Source organism: Aeromonas enterica, from assembly GCF_054052465.1.
The window spans coordinates 1-19,332 of record NZ_JBSTYL010000026.1; the positions used below are offsets into that span (position 1 = coordinate 1).

A 19,332-nucleotide genomic window follows, 5' to 3' on the forward strand; every position below is an offset into this window, starting at 1 on the left:
CGCTCCACAATCTGGGGGGGCCCGCGCCCCCCCGGGGGGGGGGGGCCCGCCAGGCAGATCAGCCGACGGCCTTGAGCTGTTCGGTGTAGGGTTCGTGGCAGATCTGGATATCGATCGGCAGCTTGTAGATGAGCAGGCGGGCCAGTGATCCTTCCATCCAGTGGTGGCGGCTGCCCACCAGCAACAGATCCGCCGGGTGCGCATCCAGCCAGCGCTTCAGATCAGGCACCACGTCATCGACCACCAGACACTGATAATCCACCGGGTGCTGCAGGGTGGTGATGAGCTCGCTGATGATGGCCTTGGCATCCAGAGTGCCCTGAGCACTGCGTTCCTCTTCGGACAGTGACAGGCTCTTGCGGCGCATCTTGCTGCTGTGGGTCAGGTGCAGCAGGGTCAATTCACCGCCCATTCCCTGTACCAACTGGCTTGCTTTGGCCAGTGTCTCCTGCTCGTAATCCTTGCCTTCCAGCAACAGCACAATATGGGTTGAGGTCATAAGCAGTTCTCCTTGGCATGGCGCGGGGCACCGGGGACAAATTGTCTGTCTCCTACCACTGTGTTCCCGCTATGTGTCGCATAGAACAAACCGGTTTCGCGCGTCTGGCGTCACTCTTTGTCGGTGATGCATCGCAAAGCCATGTTCGTTCACATCATCATAACAGACTGAGTTGAATGGAAAATGAAGGGAACCCCGCTTTTTGGCGGTTCATTGGTCTGTTGGCAGTGAAAATCATGGCAGGGCAGCATGTTTACGCTGTGGATGGGGGCCAACACCCAGGATCCTGTGGTTTGGCATCGATGAGATCGCGAGCGAGTGCGGCTTGGGGCGTGCGGGAGGCGGTAGGAATACTGGGTGACGAAGAGAGGGGAGGCAGGGAGCCAGCCGTGGGCCGGCTCCCTCTCTTTTGAACTCAAGCCGGGTCTGAGGAGAGATACTGGGTCAGCCAGGGCAGCCCCTCTTTCTTGCGGCTGACGGCACCAGCCAGATGGGTCGGCTGCTCGGGCAGTATGCCATTGCTGGCGAAGTAGAGCAGGCTGCCACCCTTGGCCAGATCAGTCAGCATCAGCACATAGGCATCCAGCTCATCTTGCGCCAGCCGGTCTTGCATGGCCTGCGCCAGCTCGGCCTGGCGGGTGTGGATCTGCGCCGGATCCATCACGCAGATCTGGCTGACATAGAGCTTGTAGCCACCGATCAGGTACGCCTTCTCATCGGCGACGAGCAGTTCGGTCAGAGGGGCGTCACCGAGCTGGGTACGCCGCTCCAGCAGCGTCTGGGCGAAGGGCTCCAGCGCCAGATCGGCCAGGGGCAGCAGTGCGTGGACGGCGGCGCGGTCACGATCCGTGGTGGTCGGCGAGGTGAGGCTGAAGGTATCGCTGATGATGGCCCCCAGCAGCAGGCGAGCCTGGATGCGGGAGAGGGTGTCATAGCCCATCAGTTCCAGCAGGACGGTGGCGCTGCACCCCACGGCCCGGATCCAGGCATCGAGCGGGCCCCGGGTGATGAGTGTGCCTATCCTGTGGTGATCGATCAGCCCCTGCACGTCGGCCTCGGCCAGCCCCTCTGGCCCCTGCTCCAGTTCGCTGAAATCCACCAGAAACACAGGTTTGTTGGCCACGCTGCCCAGCAGCAGGGGCGGGGCATCGACCCCGGCGGTTTCCAGAATGAAGCGGGTTTCGGCAATGGGTTCACCCAGAGCATAGGCCTGGGCCGGTCGGCCTTGGCGATTGAGCCAGTCGGCGGCGACCAGGGCGGTACAGATGCTGTCGCTATCGGGGTTCTTGTGGCCAAACACATGGAGCATAAAGACATTCCTGACGTTGGAGGCTCGCCTGGCCGAGCTCGCGATGACGCAGGTCGGGCAGGGGCGCGGATAAGATGGCTAAACGAAGTGAGGGCTTGTCCCCCCAGTCTGGTTTCACTCTATGCACCTGTGCTACTTCTGGCAACCAGGCTGATCCGATCGCCCCTTGCTGCCCTCAGCAGTGTGGGTGGGCGGATCAGACTCAGAACGAGCACCTTGTTGCAGACCCAGACCCAGACCCAGACCCAGACCCAGACCCGGGAACTGGGCTGCAGCTCAGGTGTTGTCCTGTCCACCACTGGCGCCAGTGTCAGAGTTGGCTCAGAGAGGCTTCGCTGATGTTGGCTGGCCAGAGGAGAGGGCGGTGGGAGAAGAAAAGGTCAGGAGGCAATGAGGGGGAGCAATAAAAAAGGAGAGCCCAACCCCGCGGGTCTGACTCTCCCTTTTGCTGCCTGCCTGGACATGCTTGCTCAGGAGGCAAGCAGCTCGCGGGCGTTGGCCAGGGTATTGTCCGTGATGTGGTCGCCGCCCAGCAGACGAGCCAGCTCCTTGAGGCGGTCTCCCTGATCCAGCGCCTGCATCTGGGTTTCGGTGGTCTTGCCGTCCGTGTGCTTGCTCACCACCATGTGCTGGTGTCCCTTGCCTGCCACCTGCGGCAGGTGAGTCACCACCATCACCTGAGTGGATTCACCAAGCTGGCGTAGCAGACGACCCACCACGGCGGCGGTGGGGCCGCTGATCCCCACATCTACTTCATCGAAAATCAGGGTCGGAGTCGAGACCTTGCGGGCGCTGATCACCACGATGGCGAGGCTGATCCGCGACAGTTCACCCCCCGAGGCCACCTTGCCGAGCGGCTGGATCGGTTGCCCCGGGTTGGTGGTGACCATGAATTCCACCCGATCGATACCGAGCGGTGACAGACTGCTCTGGGCATCCGGCCGCACCTCGATGGCGAAGCGCCCATCGGGCATCGCCAGCTCGTGCATGCTGGCGGTCACCTTGGTACCGAGCTCCTGGGCGTAACGCTGGCGGCTCTGACTCAGGGCCTCGGCGGCCTGCACGAAGGCGAGGCGGGCCTCGGCCAGTTCATCTTCCATGCCCTCGAGGCGCTCTTCATCGGAATTGAGGCGGGCAAGATCACTGGCCAGATCCTGATGATGCAGGGCCAGCTCGGCCGGTTTGACATGGTGCTTGCGGGCCAGATTAATGGCTTTGGAGAGACGGGCTTCCAGCTCGTTGAAGCGTTCGGGATCCAGTTCAAGCCGATCCAGATAGCTGCGCAGCTCGCTGTGGCTCTCCTGCACGCCTATCATCGCCTCGTTCAACATCTCCAGCACAGGGGTGAGCCGGCTGTCCATGCCCACCAGACCCTCGGCCTTGTCGACGGCGACTTGCAACAAGCCGGCGATGGTGGTCTCTTCGTTGTCATAGAGCAGATCGAGACAGGCGCCGCACTCCTGCATCAGCTCGGTGCCGTTGGCCAGGCGCTGGTGTTCCTCTTCGATCGCCTCGAACTCTCCTGGTTGCAGGGCAAATTCGTCCAGCTCCTGCACCTGATATTCGATGAGCTGACGGCGGGCCTCCCGCTGTTGTTGTTCTGCCTTGAGGCGATTGAGCTCGTTTTGCAGTTGGCGCCACAGCTGATAGTGCTGGCGCACTTCTTCCAACAGCAGGTGATGGCCGGCATAGCCATCCAGCAAGCTGAGCTGGTAGTCGGGTTTGAGCAGGAGCTGGTGGGCGTGCTGGCCGTGGACGTTGACCAGCAGTTGACCCAGGTTCTTGAGCTGGGTGAGCGGGACGGGCACACCGTTGATGTAGCTGCGGGAGCGCCCTTCGGCGGAGAGTACCCGCCGCACTATGCATTCGCCTTCGTTGTCCAGTTCGTTGGCTGCGAGCCAGGCGCGGGCTGCCGGGTTGCCGTCCAGCAGGAAACGGGCGCTGACCTCTGTCTTGTCGCTATCGGGGCGCACCATGCTGGCCTCGGCCCGCTCGCCGAGGCAGAGGCCGAGCGCATCTATGGCGATGGATTTACCGGCCCCTGTCTCACCCGTGATGCAGGTCATGCCGGGTTGCAGATCGAGTTCGAGAAACTTGACGATAGCGAAGTTGTTGACGGTCAGCTGGGTCAGCATGGTCTCATCCTGTATGGGCCAACATTACTGTGTATGCATCCAGTATATACTGGTTTTACATACAGTAAAGAGTCGGCCCGCAACAGGATGGACAAGAGAGTTGAAAAGCGGCTTAGAACAGCTTGCTGCCCCAGCCGAGCTTGTTGCGCAGCACGTGGAAGTAGCTGTAGTCGAGCGGGTGTACCAGATGCAGCTTGTGGCTGCTTTTCTTGATGAGGATCTCATCCCCCGGATGCACCGCCAGGGTGACCTGACCGTCGCAGCTCACCTGCATGGCGTCATCCTGGTTGTCCGGCGAGACCAGCAGGCGCACCTCGCTGTCGGCGTCCAGCACGATGGGGCGGCTGCTGAGGGTGTGCGGAAACATGGGCACCAGCGTGATGGCGTTGAGCTTGGGGGTGAGGATGGCGCCGCCCGCCGACAGGGAATAGGCGGTGGAGCCGGTCGGGGTGGCGACTATGATGCCGTCCGAGCGCTGGCTGTACATGAAGCTGCCATCGATATAGACCTCGAACTCGATCATGTGGGCTATCTTGCCCGGGTGCAGCACGGCTTCGTTCACCGCCAGGTTGCTCGACTTGCGCTCCCCGTGACGATAGACCGCCGCCTCTAGCAGGAAGCGGTGTTCACTCTTGTAGTGGCCGGAGAGCACCTGTTCCAGCGGCAGCAGGTAATCCTGCGGCGACAGGTCGGTCAAAAAGCCGAGATTGCCCCGGTTCACGCCGATCACCGCCACATCGAACCGTGACAGCACCCGGGCCGCCCCCAGCATGTTGCCGTCCCCGCCGACGACGATGGCCAGATCCGCCAGCTCACCGAGCTGGACCAGATCCATCACGTTCTCGTCCATGATGCCGAGGGTGTGGGCCACCCGGCTCTCCACCAGCACCCGAAAACCTCGGGTAGTGAGATATTGATGCAAGCCGGTCAGGGTCTGGTTGGCCCCTTCGTGGTGGGGTTTGCCAATCAGGGCAATGGTTTTGAACGGAGAATCCATATGCTGTCGGGTCTGGGATGAGTATTGGGGGAGTATACCGCGCTTTGCGGGGGATTTGTCTGCCGCCAGCGTCTCCTGGTGGGCATACCGCCATCAAAAGTGGCAATTTGGCCATTGGCGCGGCTCATTGGCGACGATAGCGCCCTTTTCCCCTTGAAAGCCGGGGCTGCGTCCCCATAATAGCGCCATTACAGGGTCTGTTACCGACTTGTCGCGCACCGAACGTCAACAGACCCTAACAAGCAACCCTGAAATTGGAGATGTCATGAACCACGAAGAACAAAAGGTTGAAGCGATGGAGCAAGTGGAAGTCCAGCCAGTCGAGCCGACCGATGTAGACAGTGAAGTGACAGCCGAGCAGGCCCGCATTGCCGAGCTGGAGGCCCAACTGGACGCCGCCCTGCAGGCGTCCAATGAAGAACGCGAGCGTGCCATTCGTGCCGTCGCCGAGATGGAAAACCTGCGTCGCCGTGCCGCCCAGGACGTGGAGAAGGCCCACAAGTTTGCGCTGGAGAAATTCGCCGCCGAACTGCTGCCGGTACTGGACAACCTGGAGCGCGCCATCGAGCTGGCGGACAAAGAGAACGATGCCCTCAAGCCGATGATCGAAGGGGTCGAGCTGACCCTCAAATCGATGCAGAGCTCGGTGGGCAAGTTTGGTCTGAATCCGCTGGATCCGCTCAACCAGCCGTTCGATCCCAATGCCCATCAGGCGATGAGCATGATCGAGAATGGCGAGCTGGCACCGAACACCGTCATCGCCGTGATGCAAAAGGGCTACGAGCTCAACGGTCGGGTGATCCGTCCGGCCATGGTGATGGTCTCCAAGGCGCCGGCCTGAGTCATATCGCTGTGCTGAGCCCGCCGCTCGGCGGGCTTTTTATTGGTAGCGGCGCCATGATGCGTATTTTATGGTGCCATTTGGCAAGCATTCACCCGTAAACAGGGCAAGAATGCGCGGTTTTTTGAGGGCGGGGCTTGAAGCGTCAACTTGAGACCCCATATAGGTTGCAAGGTCGCGGCGGCACAAAAAATTTGATGCCGGGAGCTTGAAAGCCACACTGGCTGCCCCCACCTAGCCGTTAACGCATTAAGGCGAGTTCCTCGCCAGTTTATTCAAAGTATTTGGAGATTCGTCAAATGGGTAAAATCATCGGTATTGACCTGGGTACTACCAACTCCTGCGTCGCTATTCTGGATGGCGACACCGCTCGCGTGATCGAGAACGCAGAAGGCGATCGTACTACTCCGTCCATCATTGCCTATGCCGATGATGGCGAGATCCTGGTTGGTCAGCCGGCCAAGCGTCAGGCCATCACCAACCCGAAGAACACCCTGTTCGCCATCAAGCGTCTGATCGGTCGCCGTTTCGAAGATGAAGAAGTGCAGCGTGACCTGAAGATCATGCCGTACGCCATCGCCAAGGCTGACAACGGTGACGCCTGGGTTGAAGTGAAGGGCAAGAAAATGGCACCGCCGCAGATCTCTGCCGAAGTGCTGAAGAAGATGAAGAAGACCGCCGAGGATTATCTGGGCGAGCCGGTAACCGAAGCGGTTATCACAGTGCCGGCCTACTTCAACGATGCCCAGCGTCAGGCTACCAAGGATGCCGGTCGCATCGCGGGTCTGGATGTAAAACGCATCATCAACGAACCGACTGCCGCGGCTTTCGCTTACGGCGTGAACAAGGTCAAGGGCGAGCGCAAGGTTGCCGTATATGACTTGGGTGGCGGTACTTTCGATATCTCCATCATCGAGATCGACGAAGTCGAAGGGGAAACCACCTTCGAAGTACTGGCGACCAACGGTAACACCCACCTGGGTGGTGAAGACTTCGACAACCGTGTCATCAACTATCTGGTAGACGAGTTCAAGCGTGAGCAGGGCATTGACCTGCGCAACGACCAGCTGGCCCTGCAGCGTCTGAAAGATGCCGCCGAGAAAGCCAAGATCGAGCTCTCTTCTGCCCAGCAGACCGACGTGAACCTGCCGTACATCACTGCAGATGCCACCGGTCCGAAGCACATGAACATCAAGGTGACCCGCGCCAAGCTGGAATCCCTGGTGGAAGATATGGTGAAAGACTCGCTCGAACCTGTCCGTACCGCCCTGAAAGACTCCGGTCTGGCGGTTGGCGAGATCGACGACGTGATCCTGGTGGGTGGTCAGACCCGCATGCCGATGGTGCAGAAGACTGTTGCCGAGTTCTTTGGCAAAGAGCCGCGCAAAGACGTCAACCCGGACGAAGCAGTGGCCATGGGTGCTGCCATCCAGGGTGCCGTATTGTCCGGTGACAAGACAGACGTACTGCTGCTGGACGTGACCCCGCTCTCCCTGGGTATTGAAACCATGGGCAGCGTGATGACGGCGTTGATCGAGAAGAACACCACCATCCCGACCAAGAAGTCCCAGGTGTTCTCTACTGCCGAAGACAACCAGTCTGCCGTGACCATTCACGTGCTGCAGGGTGAGCGCAAGCGCGCCAGCGACAACAAGTCTCTGGGCCAGTTCAATCTGGAAGGCATCCGTCCGGCTCAGCGCGGCCTGCCGCAGATCGAAGTGACCTTCGACATCGATGCCAACGGTATCCTGCACGTCTCTGCCAAAGACAAGGAGACCAACAAGGAGCAGAAGATCACCATCCAGGCTTCCTCCGGTCTGTCTGATGAAGAGATCGAGCGCATGGTACGCGAAGCCGAAGCCAACGCGGCCGAAGACAAGAAGTTTGAAGAGCTGGTGCAGACTCGTAACCAGGCTGACGGTCTGGTCCACTCGGTCCGCAAGCAGGTCACCGAAGCCGGTGATGCCCTGCCTGCCGACGACAAGACCAAGATCGAAACCGCATTGAGCGAGCTGGAAGCCGTCATCAAGGGTGATGACAAGGCAGCCATCGAAGCCAAGCAACAGGCGCTGATGGAAGCCTCCCAGAAGCTGATGGAAATTGCCCAGCAGCAAGCCCAGGCTCAGGGTGCTGGCGCCGATGCCGGCCAGTCCTCTTCTTCCGCCAAGGCTGACGACGACGTGGTCGACGCCGAGTTCGAAGAAGTGAAAGACGACAAGAAATAAGCCACACCCAGATGGGTAGAGTCCGCTCTGCCCATCGGCTTGAACGATGAATTTACGGGCGTTGGGTGACCAACGCCCGTCTGCATAACTGTTTACGTAGCAACAGGATCAGTATGTCAAAGCGCGATTTCTATGAAGTGCTCGGGGTATCGAAAGATGCCGACGAGCGCGAGATCAAGAAGGCGTACAAGCGTCTGGCGATGAAGTTTCACCCGGATCGCAATCAGGGTGATGCCGCATCCGAAGAGAAGTTCAAAGAGGTCAAGGAAGCCTATGAGATCCTGACCGACGACAATCTGCGGGCTCGCTATGACCAGTACGGTCATGCCGGCGTGGATCAGAGCCAGGGTGGCGGTGGCCACGGTGGCTTTGGCGGTGGTGCCGATTTTGGTGATGCGTTCGGCGACATCTTTGGCGACATCTTTGGCGGCCGCAACGGCGGCGGTCGTCGTGGTCCGGCCCGGGGTTCAGACCTGCGCTACACCATGGAGCTGACCCTGGAAGAAGCGGTGCGCGGCGTCTCCAAGGAGATCAAGGTGCCGACCCTGGTCCACTGCGAGGTCTGCAACGGCTCCGGTGCCCACACCGGCAGCAGTGCCCAGACCTGTCCGACCTGCCACGGTGCCGGTCAGGTGCAGATGCGTCAGGGCTTCTTCGCGGTGCAGCAAGCCTGTCCGCACTGTCACGGTCGCGGCAAGATCATCAAGGATCCGTGCCGCAAGTGCCATGGCGAGGGTCGCTACCAGAAGACCAAGACACTGTCGGTCAAGATCCCGGCGGGCGTCGATACCGGCGATCGCATCCGTCTCTCCGGCGAAGGGGAAGCGGGGGAAGCCGGGGCACCGGCCGGGGATCTCTACGTACAGGTGCACGTCAAGGAGCACGAGATCTTCGTGCGTGACGGCAACAACCTCTACTGCGAAGTGCCCATCAGCTTCACCGCCGCCGCACTCGGTGGCGAGATCGAAGTGCCGACCCTGGATGGCCGCGTCAAGCTCAAGGTCACTCCCGAGACCCAGACCGGCAAGATGTTCCGCATGCGGGGCAAGGGCGTCAAGTCCGTGCGCTCCGGCCAGGTGGGGGATCTGATGTGCAAGGTGGTGGTCGAGACCCCGGTCAAGCTGACCGAGTCCCAGAAAGAGCTGCTGCGCCAGCTGGACGAGTCGTTCAGCGGTGCCGCCGCCAAGACCCACAAGCCGAGATCGGAAGGCTTCTTCGAAGGGGTGAAACGCTTCTTCGACGACCTGACCCGCTGATCTCAGCGCATTCCAGCAAAGCCGGCCTCTGTGCCGGCTTTCTTTTTTCGCTTCCCTGCGGCCTGTCCACCTTTTAGTCCGTGGTGCTGGCGCGCCAGAACACCTGCTTGATATGGGGATGAATGGCCAGCTTCACCATCAGGGCGTCCAGCTCGTCGCCGTCGATGGAGGTGGCCAGCAGCACGGCGGAGATCTCCAGATCCTGTTCACCGAACGGCTCTATGTCCAGCTCGCTCAACGGGTAGTTGGCCTGCTCCATCATCTCTTCGAGCCAGTGCAGCACCTCCTTCTGATACTCGCGCTGGGCGAGGGCCGTGACCCTGTAGGTCACCTCGGTATCGGTATTGTCCACCGGGCGGCGGTTGATCTGATTGACCAGCGGGCGCAGCAGGGTGTTGGCGGCCAGCACGAACAGGGCGCCGAGCACTGCCTCCATGGCGAGCCCGGCCCCGCTGGCCGCGCCCACAGCCGCCACGCCCCACAGGGTGGCGGCCGTGTTGATGCCGCGGATATTGCCCGACTCGCGCATGATGACACCGGCGCCGAGAAAGCCGATGCCGGAGACGATATAGGCCACCACATGGACCACGTTGTAGTTGCCACCGTGCAGGTCATAGATGCGCTGGGCCAGGCTGACGAACAGGGCTGCCCCCACGGCGACCAGCACGTTGGTGCGAAGGCCGGCGGTGCGTTGGCGGTACTGGCGCTCCAGCCCGACCAGACTGCCCAGAACGAAGGCCAGCAACAGGCTGGCCAGGGTGTCGAGCAGGGAAATCATGTCAAGTTGCTGCCACATTCTCATGGCGTACTCCTTCTGGTGTGAGATGGCCTTCGGGATACAGGATAGAAGGCCAGTGGGCATTCCTGATGAATCGCCGAGGTGCGCGCGGTGAAGGCCATCATGGGAAATGAAAGCGGGCGCAGGGTCAAACAGACCCGCGCACTCGGCATGGCGAGCAGATAGTCGGGTCAGAGGGAAAGGGGCCAGCATGGTTGGCCCCCGATCTACTCGATCCCGGTTAGTTGAGCAGGGGCTCGGCGTCGCGACGGGGATGCAGCTCCCAGCGAACCGGGTGATGTACCCCCACCTGATGCACGAACTGCACCAGATAACGGCGCTGGGGCGGGGTGCAGTGCAGATTGAGCACCAGCTCGCGACCCCCGCTGCGCCCTGGTCTCAGGGACTGCATGGGACGCAGCCCGGCCGGTTGCAGGGTATGAGTCACCATGTCGAGCACCCGCTCCATGTCGGCGCGATCCTGACAGCGGATCTGCAACCTGTAGTGGTGCTGCTCCGGCTTGGCGCGCAGCCAGAGTGGCAACAAACCACGGCCCAGCTTGCTCAGCAGGGGGTTGGCCTGAGTGGATCTGGACTTGGTTGAAATAAAACGCATAGCAGCCTCCTTGTGGGAAGCAGAAACTATGCAGGCAAGGTGTCCAGGCCTGGGCTTGGGTCACCTGACGTCAAGTGTAAAAAGAGAAGAGGGGAGTGGATTTCCGCTTCTCGCAGGGTTGCGAGCATGCGGCAGAGGAAGACCTGCGGCTATCTCGCGACCAGGTTACCGACGACGAGAGTCGGCCTACAACTGTCACTTGATGAATTGCCCACTGATGGTCTCCGCTGTTGATGAACGGCCAGATGGTACTCATCCAGAGCGATGAGGTAAAGCCTCATCACCCCTTCAGCAACATTTAGATACAAATCGGGGCCGGCTGGCTACCGCCAGGACGATGAAAGAGCGGTGAGCACCATCACTGCCCTCGTTCCACCTTCTGTTCTGCTTTCCCTATCATCCCCCGTCACCCTATTTCAGTCCCAGCCGCTTGAGGAGCATCGCAGCCGGACAGAAGCCGGTGAAGGCGCTCTGGATCAAATTGGCCCCGACAAAGACGCTCAGCCAGACAAAGCCCGGGTGAACCCAGGCGGTGAGCAGCAGCGAGAGCAGCAACATGCAGCCCGCGACGACTCTGACTCCGTTATCTACCGTCATGACCTTCTCCCTATTTAATTTAGGTATTGCTAATTTAGTGTCTATTTATACAATAGAACCAAATATCAGCAATTGCTAATTTACTCCCATGAGCCAATTCGACGAGATGAACAGACACGCGACAGCAGCCGCCTCCCTGCTCAAGGCGTTGGCTCACCCTGAACGCTTGATGGTGCTCTGCCAGCTGGTGGAGGGGGAGAAAGGCGTCGGGGAGCTGCTGGCTCACAGCCAGCTCGGCCAGTCGGCCTTCTCCCAGCAACTGTCGGTATTGAAACGCTACGGCATGATCCGTTCGCGCAAGGTCTCCCAGCATATCTACTACTCGCTGGTGAGCGAGGCGGCTGCCGATGTGCTGGCGGCGCTGCAAACCCATTTTTGTCACTCAGAAAATAAGGAATCTTGATGATGGAAAGCCAATGGCTGCTCTCTCTGGACGGCGGCATGCTGGCGGGGCTGTCGGCCCTGATCCTGATGTTGTTCAACGGCCGGGTTGCAGGGATCAGCGGCATTCTGGCCGGTGCGCTGCAACATCGTGCGCCGTGGCGGGTGCTGTTTCTGCTGGGGCTGGGGGCCGGTGCCTGGCTGGCGCTGAGCCTGGGTTGGGCCAGCATGCCTGCATTTACCGCCCTGCCCGGCTGGCCGGTGGTGCTGCTGGCCGGTCTGCTGGTCGGCATCGGTACCCGCCTTGGCAATGGCTGCACCAGCGGCCACGGCATCTGCGGCATGGGGCGGCTCTCCCTGCGCTCCATCGTCGCCACCCTGACCTTTATGGCGGCCGGCTTTATCACCGTCTTCGTCACTCATCATCTGTTGTAAGAGGTTGATCGCCATGAAGTTGCTGACAAGTTTGTTTGCGGGCCTGCTGTTCGGGCTGGGGATGGCCATCTCCGGCATGGTGGATCCCGCCCGGGTCACCGGTTTTCTCGATCTGGCTGGCGCCTGGGATCCCAGCCTCGCCTTCGTGATGGGGGGCGCCCTGCTGGTCTTTATGCCGGGTTATTTTCTGCTGGTGAAACCCCGTCGCCAGAGCGTGCTGGGGGAGCCCATCGTCGCCGTACCGGCCCCCAGGCTGGATCGCCGTCTGATCGGCGGGGCTGCACTGTTTGGCATCGGCTGGGGGCTGGTGGGCATCTGCCCGGGGCCAGCTCTGAGTCTCATTTCCAGTGGGCAGCCCATGATAATGTTGTTTATTGCGGCCATGGTGGCCGGGATCTTGCTCTTTGATAGAGGGCTGGCCAAGGTGCTGGTTCGGAAAAAGGATAAGGGGTGCCAGTCCCATACCGCCTGATCCCGTGAAGTGACTGATTACGCGAGGGAAGGAGAGTGATGATGGAAAACATCCGGTTGCTGGGGCTCACCTTGTTGGTGATGACATCGCAGGCCATGACATCCGGGCAGGCCCTGGCCGCAGAAGGGGAGCTGACAGAGCCCTTGCTGACAGTGGCACCACAGCCGGTGACCGACTGGTTGACGCTGGATGGCACCGTCAGTGCAATCCATCAGGGGACGGTGGCGGCCCAGACCAGCGGCCGGGTCTCCCGCATGCTGGTGGATGTAAACGATCAGGTGCAGGCGAGGCAACCGTTGCTTGAGATCAGCGGCAAGGAGCAGTTTGCCGCCGTCACGGGGGCCGAGGCGCGACTGGCGCGGGCACAGGCCCAGCAGGTGGAAGCCGAGCGTCAGCTCGCTCGCTTTCAGGCGCTGATTGCCAAGGGGGTGATCACCCGCGCCCAGCTCGACAATGCCCAGGCCACTGACCGGGCCGCCCGCGCCGAGGTGAACGCCGCCGATGCGGCCCTCACCCAAGCCCGCGAGGCCTACGGTTATACCCGAATTCTGGCCCCCTACGCCGGAGTGGTGACCAAGCGGCTGGTGGAGCTGGGGGAGACGGTGGCTCCCGGCACGCCGCTGCTCTCCGGCTTTTCCCTTGATGCGCTGCGGGTGGATGTAGAGCTGCCCCAATCTGCGCTCGTCCTCGCCAGTCAGCCAGCGGATGTGCAGGTGCTGCTGCCGGATGGCAACACCGTTACCCCCCTCAAATTGACCCGCTTCAATTATGCCGACAGCCAGAGCCACGCCTTCAGGTTGCGCCTCGACTTGCCGCCGCAAACCGCCGGGGTATTGCCCGGCATGTGGCTCAAGGTGCAGCTCAAGCAGGGTGAGCGTCAGGTGCTGCAAGTGCCGGATCGCGCCCTGCTGCGGCAAGGGGAGTTCAACGGTGTCTATCTGCAGCAGCCCGCTGGCTGGGCCCTGACGCCGGTAAGGGTCGGCCACTGCTTGGCGGGGCAGTGCGAGATCCTGGCCGGGCTGCAAGCTGGCGATAAGCTGGCCCCCGATGCCTGGGCGCAGCAGCAGGAGGTAGCCCATGAGTAGCGACCTGAACGGCAACAGGGAGAGGCTGGGGCCTGCGGGTCGGCTGGCTGCGCTGTTTCAGGGCTCGGCCATCACCCCGTTGCTGGCGCTGGTGGGGCTGTTGCTCGGCCTGTTTGCGGTGCTGGTGACTCCCAAGGAGGAGGAACCGCAGATCGATGTCACCTTCGCCGATGTCTATATCCCCTTCCCGGGGGCCAGCCCGGCGGAGGTGGAGTCCCTCGTCACTACCCCTGCCGAGCAGGTGGTTTCGCAGATAAAGGGGATCGATACCCTCTACTCTTTTTCCCAACCCGATGGCGCCCTGCTGGTGGTGGTGTTCAAGGTGGGGGTGAGCCGCGAGCAGGCCATTGTCGATCTCAACAACCAGCTCGACTCCAATCGCGACTGGCTGCCACAGGGGATCGGGGTCGGTCAGCCATTGGTGAAACCCCGGGGGATCGATGATGTCCCTATCGTCAGCCTCACGCTCTGGAGCAAACAGTTGGGTGCCCCCGAGCTGACCCGGGTCGCCCATGAGCTGGAGACCGAACTCAAGCGCATTCCCGGTACTCGCGATATTTACACTCTGGGCAGTCAGAGCGCCGTGCTGCGGGTAATGCCGGATCCGGCGGCCCTCAGCGCCCATAGCATCAGTTGGGGCGAGCTGAGCCTGCGGCTTGCGGCCGCCAATCAGGTGGGCTCGACACAGGTGATCGAGCAGGATAACCGGGAGATCAAGGTGCAGGTGGGGCAGTTCCTGCAAAGCGAGCAGGAGGCACGCGAGTTGGTAGTGGGGCTGCACGACGGCAAGCCGGTCTATCTGGGGGAGGTGGCCAGGGTCTCTTTGGGTCAGGAGACCCCGACCAAGCGCAGCTGGATGGGGATGGGGCAGGCCAGTTATCCGGCGGTGACCCTAGCCATCGGCAAGCAGCCGGGTCAGAACGCGGTCGATGTGGCCAAGCGGGTGGAGGCGCGGGTCGAGAGTTTGCAGAACCGGCTCATTCCATCTGGGGTCGAGGTGACGGTGACCCGGGACTACGGCGTTACCGCCGAGACCAAATCCAACACCCTCATCGGCAAGCTCATTTTTGCCACCACGGCGGTGGTGCTGCTGGTGCTGGTGAGCATGGGTTGGCGCGAGGCGTTGGTAGTTGGCGTAGCCATCGTCATCACCCTGGCGCTGACCCTGTTTGCCAGCTGGGCCTGGGGCTTTACCCTCAACCGGGTGTCGCTGTTTGCGCTGATCTTCTCCATCGGTATTCTGGTGGATGACGCCATCGTGGTGGTGGAGAACATCCACCGCCATCGCGGCTTGGGCAAGGGGGCGCTCAAGGATCTTATTCCGGGGGCGGTGGACGAGGTGGGGGGGCCGACCATACTGGCGACCCTGACCGTGATTGCGGCCCTGCTGCCGATGGCCTTTGTCAGCGGCCTGATGGGCCCCTACATGAGCCCCATCCCCATCAATGCCAGCATGGGGATGCTCATCTCCCTGCTGGTGGCCTTTATCTTCTCCCCCTGGCTGGCGAGACACCTGCTCAAGGGAGAGGTGCATGCCGCCCACGGCGAGGCCAAGACCGGTCTCTTTCAGCGGCTGATGACCCCTTTTCTGATCGGTGATGGCGCCAAGAGGGCCAGACGCAAGCTCTGGCTGGTGGTGTTGCTGCTGGTCGGGGCGGCCACCACCATGCCGGTGGTGCAGTGGGTGGTGCTCAAGATGCTCCCCTTCGACAACAAGTCGGAATTCCAACTGGTGCTCGACATGCCGGAGGGGGCGACGCTGGAGCAGACCGAGCGCACCCTGCTGGCGGTCGGGCGAGAGCTTGCCAAGGTGGCGGAGGTGAAGGACTACCAGATCTACGCAGGTACCGCGGCCCCCATCAACTTCAACGGGCTGGTGCGTCACTACTTTATCCGCAGTGGCGCCAATGTGGGGGATATTCAGGTCAATCTGGTGGACAAGCATGAGCGCCATCGCAGCAGTCACCAGATTGCCCAGTCGGTCCGGGCACCGCTGCAGGCCATCGCCAGCGCTGTGGGGGGCAACCTGAAAGTCGTTGAGGTGCCGCCCGGCCCGCCGGTCTGGTCACCCATCGTTGCCGAAATCTATGGCCCGACACCGGCCGCCCGTGAAGCTGCGGCGCGCGCCGTTCAGGCCCGTTTTGTGGCCACGGCGGATCTGGTGGACGTGGATATCTATCTGACCGACCCGCAGCCCAAGTGGCGGCTGGTGGTGGATCGCAGCAAAGCGGCCCTGCTCGGGGTCGATCTCGGGGATCTGGTGAATGCCCTCAATGGCGGGGTGGGTTATCAGGATGCCAGCTGGCTGCAGGGGCACGGCGCCAAGTATCCGGTGCCGATTCGCATCGAACTGGCCCCCGGTGACAAACGGGATCTGGCGGGCGTGCTGGCCCTCAAGGTGCGCAGCCAGAGCGGCCAGCTGGTGCGGCTCTCCGAGCTGGTGAGCCGCCGCGATGAGGTGGCCCCCAGCTATATCATGCACAAGAACATGCAACCCATGGTGATGGTGGTGGCCGATATGGGCGGTCATACCGACAGCCCGCTCTACGGCATGTTTGCCGCCGGTGCCGATATCGACCTGCCCCAATATTACGTGCAGCAGCCCGACAAGCTGGGGGAGGTGGCGCTGTTGTGGGACGGGGAGTGGAAGATCACCTACGAGACCTTCCGCGATATGGGCATCGCCTACGGGGTGGGGATGATCCTCATCTACCTGCTGGTGGTGGCCCAGTTCCGCTCCTATCTGGTGCCGCTCATCATCATGGCCCCCATTCCGCTCACCCTCATCGGGGTGATGCCGGGCCACGCCCTGTTGGGGGCCCAGTTTACCGCCACCTCGATGATCGGGATGATCGCCCTGGCCGGGATTATCGTACGCAACAGCATCCTGCTGGTGGACTTTATCGAACAGCAGCGCCGCGCCGGAGTGGCGTTCGAGCAGGCGGTGATCGAAGCGGCGCAGGTGCGGGCCAAACCCATCATGCTGACGGCGCTGGCGGCGATGATCGGGGCTCTGTTTATCCTCGATGATCCCATCTTCAACGGACTGGCCATCAGCCTGATTTTCGGGATCCTGGTCTCCACCTTGCTCACCCTGGTGGTGATCCCGCTGCTCTACTACAGCCTGATGTCGCGCCGTGGGGGAGCGATCGCGGCAAACGAGCCGGGCGCACAATGACAGAAGGGCCACCTGGGTGGCCCTTCTCGTTTCACACATTCAGGTGGCTGGGGTGCTGAGTCCGCGTCCTTTCATCAGCGGGAAGTAGCGTCGGTCGGCCTGGCTCATGTGGCCGACAACCAGCTCCTGAATAATGAAGTTGAGCAACTCGTCGTTGCCAAGATCGCCCGCCCTGGCGGCGGCCATCAGCTGGTTTGCCCTGTGCAGCAGCCTCTGGTGATCCTGCTGGTGGCTGGCCAATTCGGCATAATTCAGCTCCGCCAGCATCTGCTCCTCGAAGGCGAAATGGTGGCGAACCATCTCGAACAAGCCTTCCAGACTCTCCAGGTAGAGGGCTGGGTGCTCGCTGTTGTCTTTCATGCGCTCCAGCAGCCGGTTGGTCAGCACGAAGAGCTGGCGATGCTCGGCATCGATGCGGGGGTGGCCGCACTCCTGGCTGCTCTGCCACAGCAGTGAGCCCAGTTCGGGATCCAGTCCGGCGGTAAACAGACAGACCCGGCCACGACCCTGCCCCTTGGCCTGATACATGGCATGATCGGCGTGGTGCATCAGGGTTTTGGGATCCGTGCCATGTTCCGGATAGATCGCCACCCCTATGCTGCTGGAGATCTGCAACTCCTGCTCCTCGTCGATGCGAAACGGATGGCGCAGGCTCTGGTGCAGGTGGTCGGCCACCGTCAGCGCCTCGTCACCTGTGTCGGGCAGCAGGATCACGAACTCGTCCCCACCAAGGCGCGCCACCATGTCCCGCTCCCGTACGCAGTGGCGCATGCGTTTGGCCACCATGTTGAGCAGTACATCTCCGGTCTCATGGCCAAAGGTGTCATTGATCGGCTTGAAATGATCCAGATCGATGAACATCAGCGCCAGCACTTTCCCCTCCTCGGCCATGGCTTCCTTCATACGCTGTTGCAACAGACGACGGTTGGGCAGGCCGGTGAGCGGATCATAGAAGGCGAGGCGGTGCATCATCTCCTCGCTGGCGGCGCGCTCCGTGATGTCACGGGTGACTCCCAGAATGGCATCTGGCTGGCCTTTCTCGTTGCCGTGCAGGGTAGTGATGGTCTCGGTCGCGACCAGATGTCCCTCCCTGTGCCGCAACTGGGTGCGGAACACGCAGCGGGTCTGCTCGTGATCGCCCCGTTGCCAGGCGGCGAGAGAGTCACTGAGCTCATCGCGCAGCTGTTTTCTGGAGGTTTCCGGGATCAGTTTCTTGAGTGGCAGGCTGAGGATGTCGATCGCCTCATAGCCGCTCAGGGGCTGGATGGCCGGGCTGACGTAGCGAAAACGCAGGGTGGCGGTGTCCATGGTCCAGATAACGTCTGCACTGTTCTCCGCCACGAACCGGTAGTGCTGTTCGCTCTGGGCCAGTTCGCGGGTGAGCCGCAGCCGATCCCTGGCCTCCTGGCGCAGACGCAGATAGAGATGGCAGAAGATGCCGAGCAGGGTCAGCAGGGTGAAGGTGATCAGCATGGCAATGGCCACACTTTTGTCGAGCAGTTGCCGCTGCTGGCGCATGCGCTCCCGATCCGGGTTGTAGAGGAAGCGATCCAGATCGGGCAGGGAGTTGAGCAGACCCGCCTCCAGGTAGGTTTTGGCAATCTGCTGCCATCGCTCGAGTTGCATATAGCCGGGCTCGATAAGATCTGGCTGCATCAGCGCTCTGGTTTCACGGGACTCGAACTCCAGCTGCTCACGGCCATAACCGCTGGGATAGTTCTCCATGATCCAGTTGATCATCTCTTCCGGGTTTTCCATGGCATAGCGCCATCCCTTGAGGCTGGCCTGCTGGAACGCATAGACCTGCTCCGGCCTGTCCACCAGTTCACGCTCCGAGGTAAACAGATTGTCACCGTAGAAGTCGAAGCCGATGTCGCGGGGAGAGAATACCCGGTAGGGGATCCCCATCTGTGCCAGATAGAAGGGTTCTGTGGTGCTGTAGGCGCTGATGGCATCCACCTGTCCGGTCAGCAAGGCCTGCAGACCCTGCTCATAGGGCAGTCTGGTCCAGCTGTGTGGCTTGGCATAACGGTTGAGATAGACCTGCAACTCTTTGGAGCCAGGCTCCAGCATCAGGCGCTTGCCCGCGAGATCCGAGGGCTGCAGTATGTCGGGTCGTTCCAGGGAGAGCAGGACCAGCGGCGAGTGTTGCAGCATGGCCGCCAGCACCACGACCGGACGACCAGCGGCACGGGCGAGCAGCAAGTCACTGCCGCTGATCCCGAACTGGGCATTGCCCGACACCACCTCTTTGACCACATTGGTCTGTGGCGTGGCGGCGCGCAGCACGACATTCAGACCGGCATCACGATAAAAGCCTTTGAACTGGGCGGCGTAATAACCGGCGAACTGGAACTGGTGTTGCCATGGCAGTTGTACCACAACCTGCTCCGCCGCCCTCAGGGGCGAAGAGGTCAAGGTGTAGCAGATCGCCATTCCCAGCATTGGCAGATACCGGAGCAAGCGATGAAGGGAGGAATTTACGCCTGTCATATACATTCCTCTCGGGAGACGGGGCCAGTCCTAGA

The 19,332-nt window shown here is 61.5% G+C and carries 16 protein-coding genes; 8 read left to right on the forward strand and 8 right to left on the reverse strand.

From position 1 onward, the window contains the following. Positions 1 to 58: 58 nt before the first annotated feature. From ACW5XD_RS20160 to nadK, 4 genes are all read right to left on the reverse strand, one after another. Positions 59 to 499, reverse strand: coding sequence for a universal stress protein (locus tag ACW5XD_RS20160; protein WP_456496413.1), 441 nt, complete (start codon positions 497 to 499; stop codon positions 59 to 61). 415 nt (positions 500 to 914) lie between these two features. Continuing rightward, positions 915 to 1,808, reverse strand: a complete 894-nt coding sequence (locus tag ACW5XD_RS20165; protein WP_456496414.1) for a DHH family phosphoesterase — start codon at positions 1,806 to 1,808, stop codon at positions 915 to 917. A gap of 470 nt (positions 1,809 to 2,278) precedes the next feature. Beyond that, positions 2,279 to 3,943, reverse strand: a complete 1,665-nt coding sequence (gene recN / locus ACW5XD_RS20170) for a DNA repair protein RecN (RefSeq protein WP_456496415.1) — start codon at positions 3,941 to 3,943, stop codon at positions 2,279 to 2,281. Positions 3,944 to 4,055: 112 nt separating this feature from the next. After that, positions 4,056 to 4,940 (reverse strand): NAD(+) kinase, encoded by an 885-nt coding sequence (nadK, locus tag ACW5XD_RS20175; RefSeq protein WP_456496416.1) that lies wholly within the window; start codon positions 4,938 to 4,940, stop codon positions 4,056 to 4,058. Between the two features lie 265 nt (positions 4,941 to 5,205). Here nadK and grpE point away from each other — a divergent pair, with 265 nt between their 5' ends. The 3 genes from grpE (at position 5,206) to dnaJ (ending at position 9,262) form a co-directional block, all read left to right on the forward strand. Continuing rightward, positions 5,206 to 5,781, forward strand: coding sequence for a nucleotide exchange factor GrpE (gene grpE, locus ACW5XD_RS20180; protein ID WP_456496417.1), 576 nt, complete (start codon positions 5,206 to 5,208; stop codon positions 5,779 to 5,781). A 299-nt stretch (positions 5,782 to 6,080) separates the two neighbouring features. Further along, positions 6,081 to 8,006, forward strand: a complete 1,926-nt coding sequence (gene dnaK, locus ACW5XD_RS20185) for a molecular chaperone DnaK (protein ID WP_456496418.1) — start codon at positions 6,081 to 6,083, stop codon at positions 8,004 to 8,006. Between the two features lie 113 nt (positions 8,007 to 8,119). Continuing rightward, positions 8,120 to 9,262 carry a molecular chaperone DnaJ gene (gene dnaJ / locus ACW5XD_RS20190; RefSeq protein WP_456496419.1) on the forward strand — a complete coding sequence of 381 codons (1,143 nt, stop codon included), beginning with the start codon at positions 8,120 to 8,122 and terminating at the stop codon, positions 9,260 to 9,262. A gap of 73 nt (positions 9,263 to 9,335) precedes the next feature. On the opposite strand, the gene ACW5XD_RS20195 is transcribed toward dnaJ, so the two are convergent. The 3 genes from ACW5XD_RS20195 to ACW5XD_RS20205 all read right to left on the reverse strand — a co-directional run bounded on the left by ACW5XD_RS20195 (position 9,336) and on the right by ACW5XD_RS20205 (position 11,253). Continuing rightward, entirely contained in the window at positions 9,336 to 10,064 is a 729-nt protein-coding gene (locus tag ACW5XD_RS20195; protein ID WP_011898955.1) for an MgtC/SapB family protein, read from the reverse strand. A gap of 217 nt (positions 10,065 to 10,281) precedes the next feature. Next, a complete protein-coding gene (locus ACW5XD_RS20200; protein ID WP_456496420.1) occupies positions 10,282 to 10,656 on the reverse strand; it encodes a hypothetical protein in 375 nt (124 codons plus the stop codon). Between the two features lie 411 nt (positions 10,657 to 11,067). Then, a complete protein-coding gene (locus ACW5XD_RS20205; protein WP_456496421.1) occupies positions 11,068 to 11,253 on the reverse strand; it encodes a YgaP family membrane protein in 186 nt (61 codons plus the stop codon). A gap of 88 nt (positions 11,254 to 11,341) precedes the next feature. On the opposite strand from ACW5XD_RS20205, the gene ACW5XD_RS20210 reads away from it, so the two are divergent. Genes ACW5XD_RS20210 through ACW5XD_RS20230 form a run of 5 tightly spaced genes read left to right on the forward strand, consistent with a single transcriptional unit; the run spans position 11,342 to position 16,804 of the window. Beyond that, the gene (locus ACW5XD_RS20210) at positions 11,342 to 11,656 is read left to right on the forward strand and encodes an ArsR/SmtB family transcription factor (protein ID WP_456496422.1); all 315 of its coding nucleotides are present in this window, start codon (positions 11,342 to 11,344) and stop codon (positions 11,654 to 11,656) included. Next, positions 11,656 to 12,069 carry a YeeE/YedE family protein gene (locus ACW5XD_RS20215; RefSeq protein WP_456496423.1) on the forward strand — a complete coding sequence of 138 codons (414 nt, stop codon included), beginning with the start codon at positions 11,656 to 11,658 and terminating at the stop codon, positions 12,067 to 12,069. The genes ACW5XD_RS20210 and ACW5XD_RS20215 overlap by 1 nt, the downstream gene beginning before the upstream one ends. A 13-nt stretch (positions 12,070 to 12,082) precedes the next feature. After that, positions 12,083 to 12,541 (forward strand): DUF6691 family protein, encoded by a 459-nt coding sequence (locus ACW5XD_RS20220; protein ID WP_456496424.1) that lies wholly within the window; start codon positions 12,083 to 12,085, stop codon positions 12,539 to 12,541. Positions 12,542 to 12,582: 41 nt separating this feature from the next. Next, on the forward strand, positions 12,583 to 13,626 hold the full coding sequence (locus ACW5XD_RS20225; RefSeq protein ID WP_456496456.1) for an efflux RND transporter periplasmic adaptor subunit: 1,044 nt from the start codon (positions 12,583 to 12,585) through the stop codon (positions 13,624 to 13,626). Beyond that, the gene (locus ACW5XD_RS20230; protein WP_456496425.1) at positions 13,619 to 16,804 is read left to right on the forward strand and encodes an efflux RND transporter permease subunit; all 3,186 of its coding nucleotides are present in this window, start codon (positions 13,619 to 13,621) and stop codon (positions 16,802 to 16,804) included. Before ACW5XD_RS20225 ends, ACW5XD_RS20230 begins: the two co-directional genes overlap by 8 nt. A 39-nt stretch (positions 16,805 to 16,843) precedes the next feature. Here ACW5XD_RS20230 and ACW5XD_RS20235 read toward each other — a convergent pair whose 3' ends face one another. Continuing rightward, positions 16,844 to 19,297, reverse strand: a complete 2,454-nt coding sequence (locus ACW5XD_RS20235) for a diguanylate cyclase domain-containing protein (protein ID WP_456496426.1) — start codon at positions 19,295 to 19,297, stop codon at positions 16,844 to 16,846. Positions 19,298 to 19,332 lie beyond the last annotated feature (35 nt).